The sequence below is a fragment of the Serratia sp. FS14 genome, from assembly GCF_000695995.1.
GTDB lineage: Bacteria > Pseudomonadota > Gammaproteobacteria > Enterobacterales > Enterobacteriaceae > Serratia > Serratia nematodiphila.
Genome location: NZ_CP005927.1, coordinates 3,192,739 through 3,210,703, shown reverse-complemented (window position 1 = coordinate 3,210,703; position 17,965 = coordinate 3,192,739). Strand labels below are relative to the sequence as shown.

The following is a 17,965-nucleotide window of genomic DNA, read 5'->3' as shown; positions in this document are numbered from 1 at the left end:
GAAGTTAAACGAAGTTTAACTTTCCGTTTAGATTTCTGGCTATCGCCCGGTTTTCAGACTGTTACCCTTGCCCTCGCATAGGCGCCGTGGCTAGATGAACCCTCAGGGATAACGAGGAAATACGATGAGCAAATTGATTAAGTGGGTATTGGTGTTGGCGGTCATTTACGGCGGCTTTTTGATCTCGGGCTACGGCGTGCTGATCGGCAGCAACAAAAACGTTGGCGGGTTGGGGTTGCAGTGCAAATACCTGACGGCGCGCAACGTGGCGATCGCCCAGTACGTGAATGGCGACAACGGTTTCATCGGCGTAGCCGACTGCCCGCTGTTCAAGAAAATCGAAACGGTGGTGGATTAACCGCCACCGCCCGACGCCGCCGCTTTGCGGCGGCCCCGCCTCAGTTGCGGGTAAACTTCATCTCGATCAGCGCAATCGCCTTGTCAATCGCTCGGCGGGTCACCGGATCGGCGCCGGCAGGATGCGTGGAGAAATCGATGCTTTTGAGCTGACCCGCCATCTTGTCGCGCACTTCGGTCGGCGCAATCACGTCGATAACGTCCAGAATCTGTTTGATGACCAGTTGGCAAGCGACCAGATCGGAAGCCAGTTCCTGCTCGTTGCTCAGCATGTCAGACATAATAAATTTCCTTCTTGATTCAAACGCCGCACAGAATAGCATGGCGTCCGCGCCATTGCCCGCACTCCCCGTCTTTTTCCCCATTCTGCGCACCGGCGGGCAAAAGCCTGCGGCGGATTGGCCTATACTTGCTGCATGGCGGTGGTAAAAACCACCCGAAAGCCACAACCAACAGGAGAAAGTTATGGCGAATCACAATGTGAAATCCTGGGCGACAGTGCGTGAAACTTCGGTGGAAATCGCCGAAGCCATTTTTGAGCTGGCAGGGAACGATGAAGTGTTGGCGCAGAAAATCTGGGAAGAAGGCAGTGATGAGGCGTTGGAAAAGGCCTTTGCCAAAACCACCGCCGACCAGCTTTATTGGGGAGAGGAAACCGTCGAGCGGAAAAACGTTTGAGCGGTTACGCAACAAAAAGCCCGGGTTTCTGACCCAGGCTTTCCCGATTAGCGCTCGCCCCGCTCAGCGGCGTGCATGTCTTCTTGCTCTCACGGTTCTTCACCTCCCACACCTTCCGCATTCTTCATGCTCATCACCGGCGTCGCCATAAAAGCGCCGACGCCCACGATTACAACCAGAGTAATAATCACTGTCATTAACATGCGATCACCCCATCAACGTTGAGTTGTTACGGCTGACTCTGTTTTGGCGGTTCTTGCTGCGGCTTTCTTTGCGTCCCCCACCGCGGCGGCGACAGTCTCAGATTAGCCGTTTTTCCTTTCGGCTGACAAGCGGCGATCAAACGGTTTTTCCGAATAATTGCCCCCCGTCACCGGCGGCATTTTTGTCGACGGCGGCAAGTTGTGTATACTTCACCGCTATGTAGGTCTCACACTGACGCACTGATGATACAAGAACACCACCTCTCGTTGGTCTGCGCCCTCAGCAAATGGGTCGAAACTCACCTCGGACGAGTGATCCATCTCGAAGAGCTGGCCGAGTACTCCGGCTACTCGCTGTGGCACATGCAGAAGCTGTTCAAAGAAGCGACAGGGATTTCGCTCGGTAAATACATTCGCGAACGCCGTCTGGCCGGCGCGGTCTATCAACTGCGCAGCAGTGAAGCGTCGATCTTCGACATCGCCCTGGACTTTGGCTTCGGTTCACAGTCCCACTTCACCTACATGTTCAGAAAGCGTTTTAATATCACACCCTATGATTTCCGCCAGGATTTGAGCGTTGATCTGCACATCGATCCGCCGTTGCACGTCATTCACCAAAAATCCGCCTGAAGCCCGCCGCAAGTCGGCGGGTTAACGCGCCCCCCAGACCGCCAGCATCGCGATCGCGGCCGGCAGCGCCTGCACCCACAGAATTTTGCGGCTGGCGCTCAACCCGCCGAACACCCCGGCCGCCAGCACACACCCGAGAAAGAACAGCTGCAGTGCCATATCCCCACGCCAGTAGCTCCATACCAACCCCAACGCCAGAAAGCCGTTGTACAACCCCTGATTGGCGGCCAACACCCGCGTGGCTGCGGCGAACTCCGCCGTTGTGCCAAATGCGCGCCTGCCGAGGGGCGTACGCCACAGGAACATTTCCAGCACCAGGATATAAAGATGGAGCGCTGCGATGAGCAGCAGCAAAATATCGGCAAAGAACTTCATGATGGTTCCAGTCGTTTATTGAAGATGCCATCAATTATAAACGCCTTCGCTCACCTCCCCATCGGCGGAGATAAAAAACCCGCCGAAGCGGGTTTATGCAGGAGTCATTTTTTGAGGTTAGTTTAATACGGCGACCAACAATGCCGCGACAGAGACCCAAAACAGCGCCGTGGCAACCACGACATGGGACAATCTTGCACGATAAAGTACCTGGCTCATAATGACCTCACTGACATCTGACTAACGGGAGACAACCTGACTTCCTGAGGATTATCCTAAACTTCTTCTCACTGTCGTTATATGCGCCAGATCACTTTTCCGCCGAGAAACCTTATATTGTCGTAAAGCTGGAGCCGCGATCACATTAATTACGCCTTATTAGAGCGAAATAAGCCGAATAATCGCGGCGATTATATCCTAACGCTATCAAACATCGTTCCAGGGCAGGCGCGGTGCGGTCATGCGCTCACCAGAATAACCGCTAACCGGCAGGAAACGCGGCGCGCCTTGTTCCCAATCATGCTGAGCCCGAGTAATTTCAGCCTTGGTATGGCCAACGAAATTCCACCAGATAAGGATCTCTTCGTTTAATGGCGCCCCACCGATGAGTAATCCCCGGCTCCCCTTCCGTGCATTTAACCCAATAGAGTTATTCTTTATGCCCAAATAGGCGAATTCATCAGGTGAAAAGGTTTCACCATTAAGTTCAAATGCACCAATAAGGGGCAAAAAGCCGATTTCATAATCATCGCGCAACGGCAATTCGATTCTTGCCGCTTCTTCCCATTCCAGATCAATGGCGATTAATGGCGAAAGAGTGAACACCGGTGAACGATAAGCGCCAAATTCCCCGACCAACAAACGATGATTCACGCCATTATTCTGCCATTGCGGCAAATCAGGATAATGATCGAAGCGTGGTGCCATGTCGGCATGTTCGGCCGGCAGCGCGATCCATAATTGCGCAGCATGCAATCGCCGTTGCTCACCCACCGACTGTTCCGTATGCGCAATGCCGTGCCCTGCGGTCATCAGGTTAACCTGACCCGGACGAATCACCTGCTCACTGCCGAGGCTGTCTCGGTGCAGCACCTCACCTTCTATCATCCAGGTGAACGTTTGCAGCCCGGTGTGCGGATGCGGCCCCACATCCATGCCGGGCGAAGTGCCGTTGAATACCGTCGGCCCGGCGTGATCGAGAAAACACCAGGCGCCGACGGTGCGCCGCTCCCGGGTTGGCAACGCACGGTTGATCGGAATGCCCCCCACTTCGGCGTTACGCACGGCAATACGTTGTATCTGGCGCACGCCGTCAACGACGGGGCACTCGCGTGAAGGTGAAGAGAGCGTAGGACGTGGCTGACTCATCGCAAAGACCTCCTGAATGGCGCCGATTCGCCAAGGGTAACCGCCCAAGCTTAACACAGGACAGCTCCTCCGCAGAGCGGCGACGTGCAGGCACGTTTGCGCGGTTCAGGGGGCTTTGATATAGCAGCTCTTGATGTCTATATCGTCATGCGCGTGCCTGAGATCGGAGAAATAGGTCACGCCAAAGAGAATTGATACCACCAGCAGCACGGACACCAACAGGCCGATGATCGCCAGCAGTTTGGTTTCATCATGGAGATTAGGCTCCATTTTATCTCCCCTAGTTAATCGCGTCAGGTCACCCACAGCGTGACCGCCAGCGTAAAGATAATCAGTGAGCAGGACGCCACCGCCAACACGACGATCGCAAATTGCGCATCACCCAAGGTTTCTCGATAATTTTTATCCGTTGAGGCGTTACGCTCTTGTTTCACTAAATCGGTTTTCACTCGTTCAACTGCTGCATTGCTGTTTGACGGGGCAAAAAGTCCCCTCAGAATAAGGCGCCAACGTCGCTGACTTGGTCGCTCCGGCCTCAACCGGGGGATGACGCTATCAATTTTCCCCATCAGGGTCAACACCGCGCCTGCCGGCGAGCGAGCAAGTACACAGGGGAGATGTAACTGGCATGGAGAGCGCAAGGAAATAAGAGACGCCGATTGCAGAGGGCAAAAAAAAGCCCGGTACGTGACCGGGCCAGGGTAGACCGACGCGTTATTGCGGGATACGCAACACCTGCCCCGGATAAATCTTGTCCGGGCTCGACAGCATCGGCTTGTTGGCTTCGAAAATCTTGTTGTACAGATTGGCGTTGCCGTACATCTCTTTAGAGATCGCGCTCAGCGTATCGCCCTTCTTCACGGTATAGAAGCGGCTCTCGGCGTCGGATTGCGCTACCGCCACCTTGTCTTCCACACCGCTGATACCTGCCACGTTGCCGATAGCCACCAGGATCTTCTCTTTTAACTCCTGGCTGACGGCGTCGCCGGTCACTACGGCTTTACCATCGACCACCTGCACATTCACTTTGTCGGTGCCCGGCAGGCCGCTCTTATCGAGATGCTCCTTGAGTTTGGCGCTTTGATCTTCGGCGGAGGCATTGCCGGTGACTGTATCCCACAGTTTTTCGCCCGCTTCTTTGACGAAGTTAAACAAGCCCATATTCACTCCTTTTGATGGTTGCAGTAATGCGTTTAAGTAAGGCTTGTTAAGCTTAGCATCGACAAAAGGATATGCCATCCGCTCACGGCGTCAGAAACGGGTAGAGTATTCCGAAAGTGTCGTCAGCGGCGTTTCCATGGCGATTAATCGTGCAATGATGCTGAAAAATCGCGCTTTTCTACCTACACTGTTGCAGACAAGGCAACTCGACGAAGGAGGCGTGCGACGATGTACGCATTGGTGATGTTTGTCTGTTATCTGGATGGCGGCTGCAGTGAAATGGTGGTCGATATATTGCGCGACGAGCCGCAATGCCTGGTCGCGATGAAGGAACAGAACTTGCGACACGCCGGCTGTTATCCCATGGAAGAGTTTATCGACGGCTTCTGGTTGCCAGCCAGCGAATATTCGGATTTTTAACCTGCTCCCCGCGCAATGCTGAGGAATTTCTGATTTCATCGGAAACTTCGTCTTCCTCTGAGGCATAAGGCCGCTGTTTTGCTAAATTGCGGCTCCCGAAGAAGAGAGAGACAGAGAAAGGTCATGCCAGCATCGGCTCATTCCAACGAGCAATATGAAACTCTGCTGCGCGACGTCAGCCTGGCGTTAGGCGACGCAGTGTTGCAGTTAATCCAAAAACATAAAAAGGTATCCGGCGGCAATATTCTTTCACAGCTGGTGGACGAAATAGAGCGTGAGCAGGATCAGCAACGTTTCGTCGCACTGCGTTCCGCCATTGAACTGGTCGGGCTGGCGCCCAAAGGCTGAGATCCCGATAAAACAAAGGCAGGGCTTGCGCCCTGCCTGATTACCAATCCCGACACAGGATGAAGGTAATGAAATTGCAGATTAGAAACGATACGTCAGGCTGACGGCAACGATATCATCGTTGGCCAGTTTCAGTTTGTTATCGTCGCTCAGCTGGTTGATTTGATAATCGACGTAGGTGTACATATTTTTGTTGAAGTAGTAAGTCGCCCCCACTTCCACGTATTTCACCAGGTCGGCATCACCGATCCCTTCGATATCCTTGCCTTTGGACTGCACGTAGGCCACGGAAGGACGCAGGCCGTTCTCGAATTGATACTGAGCCACCACTTCGAAGTTTTGCGTTTTATTGGCGAAGCCGGAAGTGCCGTTGACGCTGATCGGCGTCATGTTACGGGTTTCGGCATACATCGCAGCCAAGTAAACCTGGTTGGCGTCGTATTTCACCGCGGTGGTCCAGGCGGTAGCGCTGTCACCCTTGCCATACTGCAGCGCTTTCTGAGCGCTGGTGCGGTTGGAATCGGAGAACGCCGCCGCTACGCCGATGCCGGAACCGCCGATATCCTGGTAGTCCAGAGACAGGCCGTAACCGTCGCCGTTTTGCTTGGTCACGCTGCGGCCGTCACCGTCGTTTTTACCCTGATACTGCACCGCCAGGTTCAGGCCTTCCACCAAACCGAAGAAATCACGGTTGCGGTAGGTGGCCAAACCGTTGGAACGGGCGGTCATAAAGTTATCGGTATAGCTGTAGGAGTCGCCGCCGAATTCCGGCAGCATGTCGGTGTAAGCCTCGGCGTCATACACCACGCCGTAGTTACGGCCGTAGTCGAAAGAACCGTAGTTGCCGAATTTCAGCCCCGCGAAGCCCAGACGCGTTTTGGTGCCGGCGGTGCCCTGCGCTTCGTCGTGATTGGCCTGGACGTTGTATTCCCACTGGCCGTAGCCGGTCAACTGGTCATTGATTTGCGTTTCGCCTTTGAAGCCCAGACGAACATAGGTCATATCACCGTCGTTGGACTTACTGTCGCTGAAATAATGCTTGGCGTTAACGCGGCCGTACAGGTCGAGTTTATTGCCATCCTTATTGTAGATTTCAGCCGCGTTGGCGAAGGAGGTGATCGCCCCGAGGGCGACAGCTAAGGCTAATACACTGCGTTTCATCATTTATTTTCCTAGATATTATAATTAGACCCCTGCCCGTCACGCCCAATTTATAATTTGGGCTGTGATTTTATCTTTTGGTATTTTATGAGCTCCCCTAATGCCGGGGTAATGTGACATTAGCATCATGAATCAAAACTTAAAATCAAAAAGTTCATGAAACAACGAGGAGAAAGCATGTTTATGTGTAACTAAATATTACAAAAAGAAATCACTCAACTCATTGAATATAAGAATTTTTTATCACATAAGTTATAACCAAAATGGTGCAATGCACCAATTTAGTGCATTTTGGTTTCGTTTTGCGTGCTTTCTGCGCGATTCAAAAGTAACAACAAGATTAGCATGGTTATTAAAAACGTTACTTATTTCACATTTTTATCTTAACAAAGTCACCAGGCAATTAAGGCTTTTCGATAACGGCTGAATACGGCCTTTATTCATTCACGTAAAGAAATCCCTATGGGACGAATAAAATTCGATTTATGGCCATTTAAATAGCGGGAAATAGCAGATTAAAATAATGAAAGGAATAACGGCGGCGCGCTGACGGCGCCACCGTGGATAAATCAATACAGCGTAGAGCGGGAAACTTCGCTCAACAACATGCCGGCACGCAGGCCCAACGCCACGCTGGGGTTAGGGAACAGTATCCACGCCCCCTCCTGGCCCACGCGATAGTCCTCTTGCGGCTGCTCGCACAGCAACATACCCGGTTGCAGTTCGGTGAAGTTGGCCGTGTCATCGTCCAGATGCAGTTTGAAATCTTCGCTGTGCTTGATCAACGAATGCATCACACGAAAAACCCGAATCTCGGCGCCCGCACGCGCCGGTAGTGCCCCTTCGCTGACCGCCGCCCGCAGAGCGCGATCGATGGCGGCAAACTGCTGCAGATCGTTGCTGCCGAACGGCCGCGCCTTGCCCAGCTCGAGCGTACAGCTCGCCGCATTGAGATGTTCGCTGGAGTAATGGCTAAAAGTCCCGCCCGGCGCACTGTGTACCACCAACGCATCCAGATCGGCGGCATCCAGCAGCTTCAACATCGGCTCACTGTACGGGCGTTTCTGAAAGGGCAAAATGCCGAAACGTGGCAAACGCGATTCACGGATGGCGGTGTGCAAATCGTAATGGAAACGTGCCGCCTGCTCCCCATCGAAAAAGGCGGCGAGCGCACGCTCCAACTGCTGCGCGCGCACGGTTTCGCCGCTGGCGGCGAAGTTGCGGTAGCGGCCGCCGAACATGCGGTTCATATCGCTGTGCAGATAACGCTTGCCGGCCCGCATCGCCGCCGGGTTGCCCAGCACCACCAACAGTCGCACCGTCAGCGGCAACCGGCCGGCAAGGAGATCGCCGACCAGCTGATTGAGCAGTTCAATCGGCGCGGTTTCATTGCCGTGCACGCCCGCCGACATCACCGTCGCCTGGCGGTAAGGCTGTCGCGGCGTAAGCTCCAGCACCCCTTCCCCCTGCCAGCGCCACCGCAGCTGCGATGTTTCACCTTGCCATTCGACGGGTTCGTTCCCTTCCAGCGTCAGGGGCAGTAGATCGATCATGCTGCCTCCCTTAGCGTTGGAACGGATAAATGGCGCCGAGACCGAGGATCGACGTCAGCGCATCCAGCGCCTCGCGCCCTTCGCGCAGCAGCAGCGGATCGGCCAGGTCATCCTGCGTCAGGCGGTCACGGTAATGACGATCGACCCACTCGTTCAACGTTGCGAACAGCCGATCGTTCATCATCACGCGCGGATTGACCGCTCTCAACTCTTGTTCGTTGAGCGCCACCCGCAACCGCAGGCAGGCAGGGCCGCCGCCGTTGCGCATGCTTTCACGCAGGTCGAACACGCGGATTTCATCGATAGGGCCGCCGCTGCCGACCATGTCGTTGAGGTAACGCCACACGCCGGCGTGCTGACGCGACTCCTCCGGCACGACGATCATCATCTTGCCGTTCGGTTTGGTAAGAATTTGGCTGTTGAACAGATAGGTCGCCACCGCGTCCGCTACCGAGACGCGCTCTGTCGGCACTTCGATCGCCACCAGCTCGCTGTCCAGCGTCGCCATCTTGCGGCGCACTTCATCCAGCGCCTGTTGCTGGCGGTAAAACGCCTGCTGATGATGGAACAGCACGTTCTGGTTGCTGACCGCAATCACGTCGTTATGAAACACGCCCTGATCGATCACCGCCGGGTTTTGCTGCACGAAGACCGTATGCTGTTCATCCAACTGGTGCAGGCGAGCGATCGCCTCACCGGCTTCGCGCGTCTGGCGCGCCGGATAACGCGCCGGCGCCGTTTCGCCGCCGAACTCCTGACGACCATAGACGAACACCTGCACGCTGCGCCTGGCGTAGTCGCCGCCCAAACGGTTATGGTTGGCCGCCCCTTCGTCGCCGAACAACGCCACCTGCGGCAGCGCCTCGTGGTGGACGAAATGCCGATCGTCGCTGAACATCGCCCGCAATACGGCGGTGGTGGTTTCCGCTTCGATGGCGCGGTGGAATTTGTTGTTCAGGTTGGCGGCGGTGAAGTGCACCTTGCCGTCGGCGCTGTCCGCCGAAGGCGAGACGGTGGCCGCATTGGCGGTCCACATGCACGACGCCGAGCTGAGCGCCGACAGCAAGCGCGGCGACTGACGCATCGCCTGCGCCAGCACCGCCTCATCGCTGCCGCTGAAACCCAGGCGACGCAGCATCGGCAAATGCGGCCGCTCCTGCGGCGGCAAGACCCCTTGCTGGAAACCGAGATCGGCCAGCGCCTTCATTTTCAGCAAACCTTGTTTCGCCGCCAGCTTCGGGTTCGATACGCTGTTTTGATGCTGCGTCGACGCCTCGTTGCCGAACGACAGCCCGGCATAGTGGTGCGTCGGCCCCACCAAACCGTCGAAATTGACTTCATATCCTGACATGTTTATCCCCTGGGGATAGCGTGCGGCAGCGCCATCGCGCCGCCGCAGACGATTAACGGAACGACAAGCCCGGCGAGAGCGTGGCCGGCAGCGACAGGCTTTCGCTTTCCAGCGAAGCCATCGGCCAGGCGCAATAGTCCGCCGCATAGAAGGCGCTTGGGCGATGGTTGCCGGAGGCCCCCACGCCACCGAACGGCGCCGCGCTGGACGCCCCGGTCAGCGGCTTGTTCCAGTTGACGATGCCGGCGCGCGCTTCCAGCAACAGCCGCTCGAACAGCTCGCGCTGCGGCGAGACCAATCCCACCGACAGGCCGTAGCGCGTCTGGTTGGCGAGCCGCAGAGCCTCGTCGAAATCGCGGTAACGCACGATGGTGGTCAACGGCCCGAAGTACTCTTCGTCCGGCACGCCGGCCACGCCGGTCAGCTCGATGATGCCCGGGCTGAGCAGCGAACTGCCCGGCTCCAGCAGACGCATGGCCAGCAGCGATTTGCCGCCCAACGCCAGCAAGCGCTGCTGCGCTTTCAGCATGTTTTCCGCCGCGGCAGCCGACACCACCCCGCCCATGAACGGCTGCGGTTCGGCATCCCAACGGCCGACGCGCAGTTCGCCCGCCACCTGAACCAAACGCGCGATAAAGGCATCGCCTTCCGCCCCTTGCTTCACCAGAATGCGACGCGAACAGGTGCAACGTTGACCGGCGGAGATAAATGCCGACTGGATAGCCAGGTTGACCGCCGCGTCGCGATCCTCGAAACCGTCGACGATCAGCGCATTGTTGCCGCCCATCTCCAGCGCCAGGATCTTCTCCGGCTGCCCCGCCAATTGGCGATGCAGGTGATAGCCGGTGCCAGCGCTGCCGGTAAACAGCAGACCGTCGATATCCGCACTGGCCGCCAAGGCTTCACCGGTTTCGCGGCCGCCTTGCACCAGATTGATCACCCCGTCCGGCAGACCGGCCTGCAGCCACAGTTTCAGGGTCTCCTCGGCGGTCAACGGCGTCAGCTCGCTCGGCTTGAATACCACGCAGTTACCGGCCAACAGCGCCGGCACGATATGGCCGTTCGGCAGATGGCCGGGGAAGTTGTAAGGCCCGAATACCGCCAGCACGCCGTGCGGACGATGGCGCAACACCGAAGCGCCGTCGGCCATCGCCGTCTGGCTAAAACCGGTGCGCGTCTGATAGGCCTGCAGCGAAATGCCCACCTTGCCGATCATCGCCTGAATTTCGGTCAGCGTTTCCCAACGCGGCTTGCCGGTCTCGCGGCTGATGGTTTCCGCCAGCGACTGCTTGTGTTCCTCCAGCAAGGCGGCGAAGCGTTTCACCAGCTGTTCGCGCTGCTCGAACGGCGTGCGCGCCCAGGCGGGGAACGCGGCGCGCGCGGCTTCGCAGGCAGCGGCGACGTCATCGGCGTCGGCGGCGTTAGCGCGCCACAGCGGCTGGTTGCCGACCGGATCGGCCTTGCCGAACTCGGCGCCGCGGCCCTGCCGCCAGACGCCGTTAATCAACAGTGCAGGATGGGACATCATGCTTTCTCCTGTGCAATAAGGGGGAGCACCCGCACCGGGCTGCCCTGTTCGACGCCCAGCGCCGCGGCGGTGGCGGCGTTGATATGCAGGCGGTCGTCATACAGATCGGCATTGACCAACAGTGCGCGGTAATTCTGATAGTTGTCGTTGGCCACCAGATGCACCGGCGCATCGGCGCGCATCGGCGTGTCATCCAGCACCACTTTCACCAGGCGGCTCTGCTTCACCGCGCGGATATGGTCGATCTCCGCTTCCAGCGTCGGGCCGCCGTCGAAGATATCGACGTAGCCCTGATAACTCAGGCCTTCCGCCTCCAGTAGGCGGCGCGCCGGCAGGGTTTGCGGGTGCACTTCGCCAATCACTTTCTGCGCATCTTCGGCCAGGAAATCGACATACAACGGGTGTTTCGGCATCAGCTCGGCGATAAACGCCTTTTGCCCGGTGCCGCTCAGGTAGTCCGCCTTGGCGAACTCGATGGAGAAGAAACGGTGACCGACGCTCTCCCAGAACGGCGAACGGCCGTTTTCATCGGAGAAACCGCGCATCTCGGCGATCAGACGCCGGGAGAAGCGTTCACGGAACGCGGCGATAAACAGGAAACGCACCTTCGACAGCAGCTTGCCGTTCTCGCCGTGGCGATAGTCCGGATCGAGGAACAGCGTGCACAGTTCCGAATGCCCGGTATGGTCGTTGCTGAGGAACAGCGTCGGCACCGATTTATAGACGTTCAACTGTTTGGAGGCGTGCACCTGCGTGCCGACGCGGAAGCTGTACCAGGGTTCCGCCAGGCCGACGGCCACTTCAATTGCGCAGACCCCCACCGCCTGCCGGCGCTCGCTGTCTTCCAACACGAACAAATAACACTGGTCACTTTGCGGAAGTTCGCCTTGCCAGGTTTTTAACGCCCGCTCAATGCGTGCCGACAGGGTATCTTCATTTTGCGGCAGCGACGTGAGACCGATACCGGATTTGCCGGCAAGCGTCAGCAAATCCGCCAAATCGCGGCGCTCTATAGGGCGAATAATCATCATAATGCGAACCTCTTCTGAATCAGGCTGCGCCGGTGAAGGCGCAGCCCGCTGATTAGCTGCAAATGCGCGCCACGGCGCGCGCGAATCGCGCCAGCCCCTCTTTCACATCCTGCTCAGGGATGATCAGCGACGGCGTGAAACGCACCACGTCCGGACCGGCGATCAGCGCGATAACGCCTTCTTCGTTGGCCAGTTGGGTGATCTGCTTCGCTTTGCCGGCATAATCTTTCTTCAGTTGGCAGCCGATCAGCAAACCGCCGCCGCGAATCTCGGCGAAGATCGGATACTGACGGTTGATGTCGTTCAACCCGTCGATGAACCACTGGTGGCGCTGCTTGACGCCTTCCAGCACTTCCGGGGTATTGATGATGGAGAACACTTCCCCCGCCACCGCCGTCGCCAGCGGGTTGCCGCCGTAGGTGGTGCCGTGGGTGCCGACGCCCAGCGTTTTCGCCAGCGCATCGGTGGTCAGCATCGCGCCGATCGGGAAGCCGCCGCCCAGCGCTTTGGCGGTGGTCAGCACGTCCGGCACCACGCCGTACTGCATGTAGGCATACAGATGGCCGGTGCGGCCGACGCCGGTCTGCACTTCGTCGAAGATCAGCAGCGCGTTATGACGATCGCACAGTTCACGCAGCCCCTGCAGGAAACTGGCCTCCGCCGGCAGCACGCCGCCCTCGCCCTGAATAGGCTCGACGATCACCGCGCAGGTGCGATCGTTGATAAGCTCGGCCGCTGCGGCCAGATCGTTATACGGCGTATGGGTGATGCCGCCCGGCAGCGGCGCAAAATCCTGCGAATATTTCGGCTGGCCGCCGGCGGAGACGGTGAACAGCGTGCGGCCGTGGAACGCGTTGTTGAACGCCACAATCTGATCTTTACCGGCGCCGTGCTGGTCGTGCGCGTGTTTACGCGCCAGTTTCAGCGCCGCCTCGTTGGCTTCTGCACCCGAATTACAGAAGAACACCTTGTCGGCGAACGTGGCGTCGATCAGTTTTTTGGCCAGACGCAGTACCGGTTCGTTGGTATAGCCATTGCCCAGATGCCACAGTTTGCCCGCCTGTTCCACCAGCGCCGCCTTGACCGCCGGGTGCGCATGGCCCAGCGCGTTAACCGCGATGCCGCCGGCGAAATCGATGTAAGACTTACCCTGCTGATCCCACACCTGCGATCCTTCGCCACGCACCAGAATAAAATCGGCAGGGGCATAAACCGGGACCATCCAGTCATCGAAAGACTGGCGGGTAACTGCGATTGGCTGTTCCATAGTGACCTCATAATCTCAGCAAAGGCTGAATTTTGACTGTAAGGGCCGCTCAAGCCCGGTTAGACCGCCACAATGCAAAAAAACCGTTGTTCAAAACCGACTTTCGCGGCGGAGAAAATGCTGTCCCTTACCGCTGATTTAGAAACAAATCTGTTACATAAAATCGGTTTTTCACTATTTATGGCGTATATCCGGTCCCTGAGCGGGGAGTAAATGTTAACGAGCAGTTAAAATACATGTCGTTTGATAAAGAGTGTAGAGCAGCTATCGTGCCAAAACGGGATTTTTGCCGGATTTTGCTATTTTTACGTTAAAACAACGGCTTATAATGAATATTTATTCATTTTCTATGCATTGGTAATGCATAAATTAAAAATAAGGCCTAAAATCATCATTGCGTGCGAAATCCTATTCAATTACGAAAAACTTCAGGATTTCTGATCGGGCTCGCAAAAATAATTTCCCCCAATTTGCTCGCTATCACACTTTTTGCCCCCATCGGGTGCAGCGGCGCGCCAGCATGGTGCAACGCGGCAGCGACGCAGAGGCGCCACCCGCCATACTCGCGAAAAAGGAGCCGCGCTGACCGCGATTCGTGCTTTGTACGCCAGCGACTACACTGTGATCCTGACCGCCCCTTCTCTTCTGCGCACAAGGAGCCACCATGCCCAAGAAAACCGTCGATCTCAGCCAGCCGCACGCCCAACACGACATCCGCGCGTTTCTCGACGCGCTGAATGCCGGTGGCGGTAAACCCATGGATCAGATGAAGCCCAAAGAAGCGCGCAGGGTTTTGGAGGACGTGCAACGCAGCGTCGAGGTGCCGCTGCGCGAGGTGGAAATCAGCGAGAAAACCATCCACGTTGAGGGCCAGGATATTCTGCTGCAGTTGGTGCGGCCGGCCAGGGTCAAGGAGGCGTTGCCGGTATTCATGTTCTTTCACGGCGGCGGCTGGGTGCTGGGCGATTTCCCCACTCATGAACGACTGGTACGCGATCTGGTTTACAGCTCCGGCGCGGCGGCGGTATTCGTCAACTACCCCCGCTCCCCGGAAGCGCATTACCCTCAGGCGATCAATCTGGCCTACGCCGCCACGGAATGGGTGGCCGAGTACGGCGAAAAAATCAATGTCGATGGGTCACGGCTGGCGGTGGTCGGCAACAGCGTCGGCGGCAATATGGCGGCGGTGGTCAGCCTGATGGCCAAAGAGAAAGGCATACCGGCGCTGCGTTGCCAGATCCTGCTGTGGCCCGTCACGCACGCCCACTTTGATACCGATTCCTATCATCAGTTTGCCGAAGGCCATTTCCTGACCCGCAACATGATGAAGTGGTTTTGGGACAGCTATGCGCCCGATAAGGCGCAGCGCAAAGAGATCTACGCCTCGCCGCTCAACGCCACGCCGGAACAGCTGCGGGGCTTGCCGCCGGCGCTGGTGCAAATCGCCGAGCTGGACGTGTTGCGCGATGAGGGGGAAGCTTACGCGCGTCTGCTTGACGCCGCCGGCGTCGAGGTCACCGCCACCCGCTACAACGGCCTGATCCACGATTACGGCCTGTTGAATCCGCTCGCCCACGTCCCGGCGGTGCATTCGGCGATCCACCAGGCCGGGCGCGCGTTGAAGCACTACCTGTCCTGACGCTAGCCAACCACGTGGCAAGCCACCTGATGGCCGGGCGCCACGCTGCGCAGATGCGGCGCCTGTTCACGGCATTGCGCCGTGGCCAGCGGACAGCGGGGATGGAAACGGCAGCCGCGCGGCGGGTTGGCGGGATTGGGCGCTTCGCCCCCGGCCACCCACGCCGGCGAACGGTGCGCATCCAGCGTCGGCACCGCCGCCAACAAGGCCTGCGTGTAGGGATGCAGCGGTTGGCGAAACAGCGAATCGCGGTCGGCGCTCTCGACGATCTGCCCCAAATACATCACCGCCACGTCCTGGCACAGATGCTCCACCACGCCGAGATCGTGCGAAATAAACAGCAGCGTCACCCCCTGCCTTTCCTGCAAATCGGAAAACAGATTGATGATCTGCGCCTGAATCGACACGTCGAGCGCCGATATCGGTTCATCGGCGACGATAAATTCCGGTTGCAGGATCAGCGCGCGCGCAATGCCGACGCGCTGCCGCTGGCCGCCGGAAAACTCATGTGGAAACCGCCCGTAATGCTGCGGCGACAGCCCGCAGATCGCCAGGGTATCGAGCACCCGTTCACGCAGTTCCGCCTTGCTTGCCAGGCCATGCTGCAACAGCGCTTCGCCGATGGCGTCGCCCACGCGCAGACGCGGATTCAGCGAGCTGTACGGATCCTGAAACACCAGCTGCATTTTCGGCCGCAGGGCGCGCAGCGCGTCTTTGCTGAGGCTATCCAGCGCCTGCCCTTTGAACATCACCTCGCCGGCGGTTTTATCGTGCAGGCCGAGCAGCGTGTGGCCGACGGTGGTTTTGCCACTGCCGGACTCGCCCACCAGCCCGAAAACGCGGCCCTTGCGAATGCTGAAGCTGACGTCGTCCACCGCCTTCAGTTGGCCGGTGGTTCGCCCGAACAGCCCGTCGCGCAGCGGGAAATATTTCTTTAATCCTTTCACTTCCACCAAGGGTTCAGTCGACATGCAGGCGCCCTCCGGCGTTGAGGAAGCAGGCGGATTGGCGCTGTTGAGTCCCGTACAGCGGCGGGATGCCGTCGCGGCAGCGCGCGGTGGCCTGCGCGCAGCGCTCGGCAAACGCACAGTGTTCAGGCAGCCGCGCCAGATCCGGCACCTGGCCGGGAATGGAGTACAAACGGCGACGCCGCTGCCCCGGCACCGGCCGCGAGGCGATCAGCCCCTGAGTATAAGGGTGCCGCGGTTCGGCCAGCACTTCCCGCATCGTTCCCTGCTCGACGACGCGCCCGGCGTACATCACCGCCAGCCGATCCGCCATTTGTGCGATCACCCCAAGATCGTGGGTGATCAAGATCATCGCCATATTGTGTCGCCGGCTCTGCTCGCGCAGCAACGCCAGGATTTGCGCCTGTACCGTGACGTCGAGCGCCGTGGTCGGTTCATCGGCGATCAGCAGCGCCGGCCGGCACCCTATCGCCATGGCGATCATCACGCGCTGCAGCATGCCGCCGGAAAGCTGGTACGGGTAGCAGCGCATCAGCGCCTCCGCGCGCGCCAACCCCACTTCCTCCAGCAGTTGCACCGCCTGACGCCAGGCCGCTTTCGGCGACAGGGCCAGATGACAAATCAGCGGCTCCAGCAGCTGTTCGCCGAGCGTCAGCACCGGATTGAGCGCGCTCATCGGCTCCTGAAAGATCATCGCCAGCCGGTTGCCGCGCAAATCGGCCATCTGCGCCGCCCGCAGCGACAACAGGTTTTGTCCTTCAAAACGAATCTCGCCGCCGTCTACCTGCGCCGGCGGGTGCGGCAACAGCCCCATCAGCGCCATGGCGGTCACGCTTTTGCCGCAGCCCGATTCGCCGACGATCCCCAGCGTTTGCCCGGCCTGCAGTTCCAGGCTGACCTGCTGCACCGCCCGCACCGGCCCCTGCTCGCCCTGAAACGACACCGACAGTCGGTCGAACACCACCAGCGGTTGACTCATCGTGTTACTCCGTTCATTTTCGGATCGAGCGCGTCCCGCAGGCCGTCGCCCAGGATATTGATCGCCACCACGGTGACGAAGATCGCCAGCCCCGGCGGCATCCACAGCCAGGGCCGGCGCTGAAAGTCGATCAGGCTGTTGGCGGCGTCCATCATGTTGCCCCACGACGGCGTCGGCGGCACCACGCCCAGCCCGAGGTAACTCAGCGCCGATTCGCTGAGAATGGCGTTGGCCACCGCCATGGTGGCCACCACCACCAGAATCGGTACGGTGTTGGGCAGCAGATGGCCGAAGAGGCGTCGCCGGGTGGAGAGACCCAGCACCTCGGTGGCCAGCATGAAATCCCGCTCGCGCAGCGACAGGATCTGGCCGCGCACCAGCCGCGCCAATGACGGCCAGCCCAGCAGGCTCAGCATGATCATCACCATGTAGATGCGGTAGTCCGGCGACACGTCGAGTTCGGTCAGCATCGCGCCCATGATGATCAACAGCGGCAGGCCGGGAATGGTCATCAGCAGATCGGCGAAGCGCATGATCAGCCGGTCCGCCACGCCGCCCAGATAACCGGAAAGCGCCCCCAGCACGTAGCCCAGCGTCACCGACAGCAACATCGACACCAGGCCGATGGTCAGCGATATCCGCCCCGCCAGCAGCAGCCGGGTGCAGATATCGCGGCCGAGAAAGTCGGTGCCCAACCAGTGCGCGCCGCTCGGCGCCTGATTGATAAGCACATCGCCGGCATCGTCGCGCCACGGCGACAACGACGGCCCAATCAGGCACAGCAACGCCAACAGCACCAGCAACGCCAGCGAAATCATCGCAGGCCGGTGGCGGCGCAGCCGTCGCCAGGCCTGCGCCGCGGGTGGTGGCGACAGTTGCGCCAGCGCCGGCAGTTGCGCCTGGCGCCAGCGGCGACGGCGGCCGAAAAACAACGTAGCCAACATCGTG

Annotated in this window: 21 protein-coding genes; 6 read left to right on the top strand and 15 right to left on the bottom strand. The window is 58.7% G+C overall.

Annotation, left to right across the window (positions count from 1 at the left end; all coding sequences use genetic code 11):
- The first annotated feature begins 124 nt into the window (after window positions 1–124).
- The gene (locus L085_RS14490) at window positions 125–358 is read left to right on the top strand and encodes a YobH family protein (protein ID WP_004927690.1); all 234 of its coding nucleotides are present in this window, start codon (window positions 125–127) and stop codon (window positions 356–358) included.
- Window positions 359–398: 40 nt separating this feature from the next.
- Here the strand turns inward: L085_RS14490 and L085_RS14485 are convergent, their stop codons facing one another.
- Entirely contained in the window at window positions 399–638 is a 240-nt protein-coding gene (locus L085_RS14485; protein ID WP_004927692.1) for a DUF2766 family protein, read from the bottom strand.
- Window positions 639–822: 184 nt separating this feature from the next.
- On the opposite strand from L085_RS14485, the gene L085_RS14480 reads away from it, so the two are divergent.
- Entirely contained in the window at window positions 823–1,035 is a 213-nt protein-coding gene (locus L085_RS14480; RefSeq protein ID WP_004927694.1) for a YccJ family protein, read from the top strand.
- A gap of 446 nt (window positions 1,036–1,481) precedes the next feature.
- Window positions 1,482–1,868 (top strand): helix-turn-helix domain-containing protein, encoded by a 387-nt coding sequence (locus L085_RS14470; RefSeq protein WP_004927697.1) that lies wholly within the window; start codon window positions 1,482–1,484, stop codon window positions 1,866–1,868.
- 21 nt (window positions 1,869–1,889) lie between these two features.
- On the opposite strand, the gene L085_RS14465 is transcribed toward L085_RS14470, so the two are convergent.
- From L085_RS14465 to lysM, 5 genes are all read right to left on the bottom strand, one after another.
- Entirely contained in the window at window positions 1,890–2,243 is a 354-nt protein-coding gene (locus L085_RS14465) for a DUF1304 domain-containing protein (RefSeq protein ID WP_044031053.1), read from the bottom strand.
- Between the two features lie 426 nt (window positions 2,244–2,669).
- On the bottom strand, window positions 2,670–3,611 hold the full coding sequence (locus L085_RS14460; protein ID WP_044032053.1) for a pirin family protein: 942 nt from the start codon (window positions 3,609–3,611) through the stop codon (window positions 2,670–2,672).
- 105 nt (window positions 3,612–3,716) lie between these two features.
- The gene (locus L085_RS25605) at window positions 3,717–3,881 is read right to left on the bottom strand and encodes a hypothetical protein (RefSeq protein WP_004934557.1); all 165 of its coding nucleotides are present in this window, start codon (window positions 3,879–3,881) and stop codon (window positions 3,717–3,719) included.
- A gap of 23 nt (window positions 3,882–3,904) precedes the next feature.
- Window positions 3,905–4,180, bottom strand: coding sequence for a hypothetical protein (locus tag L085_RS25390; RefSeq protein ID WP_144240698.1), 276 nt, complete (start codon window positions 4,178–4,180; stop codon window positions 3,905–3,907).
- 145 nt (window positions 4,181–4,325) lie between these two features.
- Window positions 4,326–4,772 (bottom strand): peptidoglycan-binding protein LysM, encoded by a 447-nt coding sequence (lysM, locus tag L085_RS14455; RefSeq protein ID WP_015378169.1) that lies wholly within the window; start codon window positions 4,770–4,772, stop codon window positions 4,326–4,328.
- A gap of 228 nt (window positions 4,773–5,000) precedes the next feature.
- Here lysM and L085_RS14450 point away from each other — a divergent pair, with 228 nt between their 5' ends.
- Both L085_RS14450 and L085_RS14445 read left to right on the top strand, forming a co-directional pair.
- Complete coding sequence (locus tag L085_RS14450; protein WP_004934567.1) at window positions 5,001–5,192, top strand: YebW family protein; 192 nt, start codon at window positions 5,001–5,003, stop codon at window positions 5,190–5,192.
- Window positions 5,193–5,315: 123 nt separating this feature from the next.
- Window positions 5,316–5,540, top strand: a complete 225-nt coding sequence (locus L085_RS14445; RefSeq protein ID WP_004934572.1) for a biofilm development regulator YmgB/AriR family protein — start codon at window positions 5,316–5,318, stop codon at window positions 5,538–5,540.
- Window positions 5,541–5,621: 81 nt separating this feature from the next.
- On the opposite strand, the gene L085_RS14440 is transcribed toward L085_RS14445, so the two are convergent.
- The 6 genes from L085_RS14440 to L085_RS14415 all read right to left on the bottom strand — a co-directional run bounded on the left by L085_RS14440 (window position 5,622) and on the right by L085_RS14415 (window position 13,431).
- Window positions 5,622–6,704 carry a porin OmpC gene (locus tag L085_RS14440; RefSeq protein WP_015378171.1) on the bottom strand — a complete coding sequence of 361 codons (1,083 nt, stop codon included), beginning with the start codon at window positions 6,702–6,704 and terminating at the stop codon, window positions 5,622–5,624.
- A 566-nt stretch (window positions 6,705–7,270) separates the two neighbouring features.
- On the bottom strand, window positions 7,271–8,254 hold the full coding sequence (gene astE / locus L085_RS14435) for a succinylglutamate desuccinylase (RefSeq protein WP_044031052.1): 984 nt from the start codon (window positions 8,252–8,254) through the stop codon (window positions 7,271–7,273).
- Between the two features lie 10 nt (window positions 8,255–8,264).
- Window positions 8,265–9,605, bottom strand: coding sequence for an N-succinylarginine dihydrolase (gene astB / locus L085_RS14430; RefSeq protein ID WP_044031051.1), 1,341 nt, complete (start codon window positions 9,603–9,605; stop codon window positions 8,265–8,267).
- A gap of 52 nt (window positions 9,606–9,657) precedes the next feature.
- Window positions 9,658–11,130: a succinylglutamate-semialdehyde dehydrogenase gene (gene astD, locus L085_RS14425; RefSeq protein ID WP_044032051.1), complete on the bottom strand. Its 1,473-nt coding sequence runs from the start codon at window positions 11,128–11,130 to the stop codon at window positions 9,658–9,660.
- Entirely contained in the window at window positions 11,130–12,164 is a 1,035-nt protein-coding gene (astA, locus tag L085_RS14420) for an arginine N-succinyltransferase (RefSeq protein ID WP_004934585.1), read from the bottom strand. Before astA ends, astD begins: the two co-directional genes overlap by 1 nt.
- Window positions 12,165–12,216: 52 nt before the next feature.
- Window positions 12,217–13,431 (bottom strand): aspartate aminotransferase family protein, encoded by a 1,215-nt coding sequence (locus tag L085_RS14415; RefSeq protein WP_015378175.1) that lies wholly within the window; start codon window positions 13,429–13,431, stop codon window positions 12,217–12,219.
- Window positions 13,432–14,095: 664 nt separating this feature from the next.
- On the opposite strand from L085_RS14415, the gene L085_RS14410 reads away from it, so the two are divergent.
- Window positions 14,096–15,070, top strand: coding sequence for an alpha/beta hydrolase (locus L085_RS14410; RefSeq protein ID WP_044031050.1), 975 nt, complete (start codon window positions 14,096–14,098; stop codon window positions 15,068–15,070).
- Window positions 15,071–15,072: 2 nt separating this feature from the next.
- Here the strand turns inward: L085_RS14410 and L085_RS14405 are convergent, their stop codons facing one another.
- Genes L085_RS14405 through opp4C form a run of 3 tightly spaced genes read right to left on the bottom strand, consistent with a single transcriptional unit; the run spans window position 15,073 to window position 17,961 of the window.
- Window positions 15,073–16,041 carry an oligopeptide/dipeptide ABC transporter ATP-binding protein gene (locus L085_RS14405; protein WP_044031049.1) on the bottom strand — a complete coding sequence of 323 codons (969 nt, stop codon included), beginning with the start codon at window positions 16,039–16,041 and terminating at the stop codon, window positions 15,073–15,075.
- Entirely contained in the window at window positions 16,031–17,017 is a 987-nt protein-coding gene (locus tag L085_RS14400) for an ABC transporter ATP-binding protein (RefSeq protein ID WP_044031048.1), read from the bottom strand. The genes L085_RS14405 and L085_RS14400 overlap by 11 nt, the downstream gene beginning before the upstream one ends.
- Complete coding sequence (opp4C, locus tag L085_RS14395; RefSeq protein ID WP_044031047.1) at window positions 17,014–17,961, bottom strand: oligopeptide ABC transporter permease; 948 nt, start codon at window positions 17,959–17,961, stop codon at window positions 17,014–17,016. Before opp4C ends, L085_RS14400 begins: the two co-directional genes overlap by 4 nt.
- Window positions 17,962–17,965 lie beyond the last annotated feature (4 nt).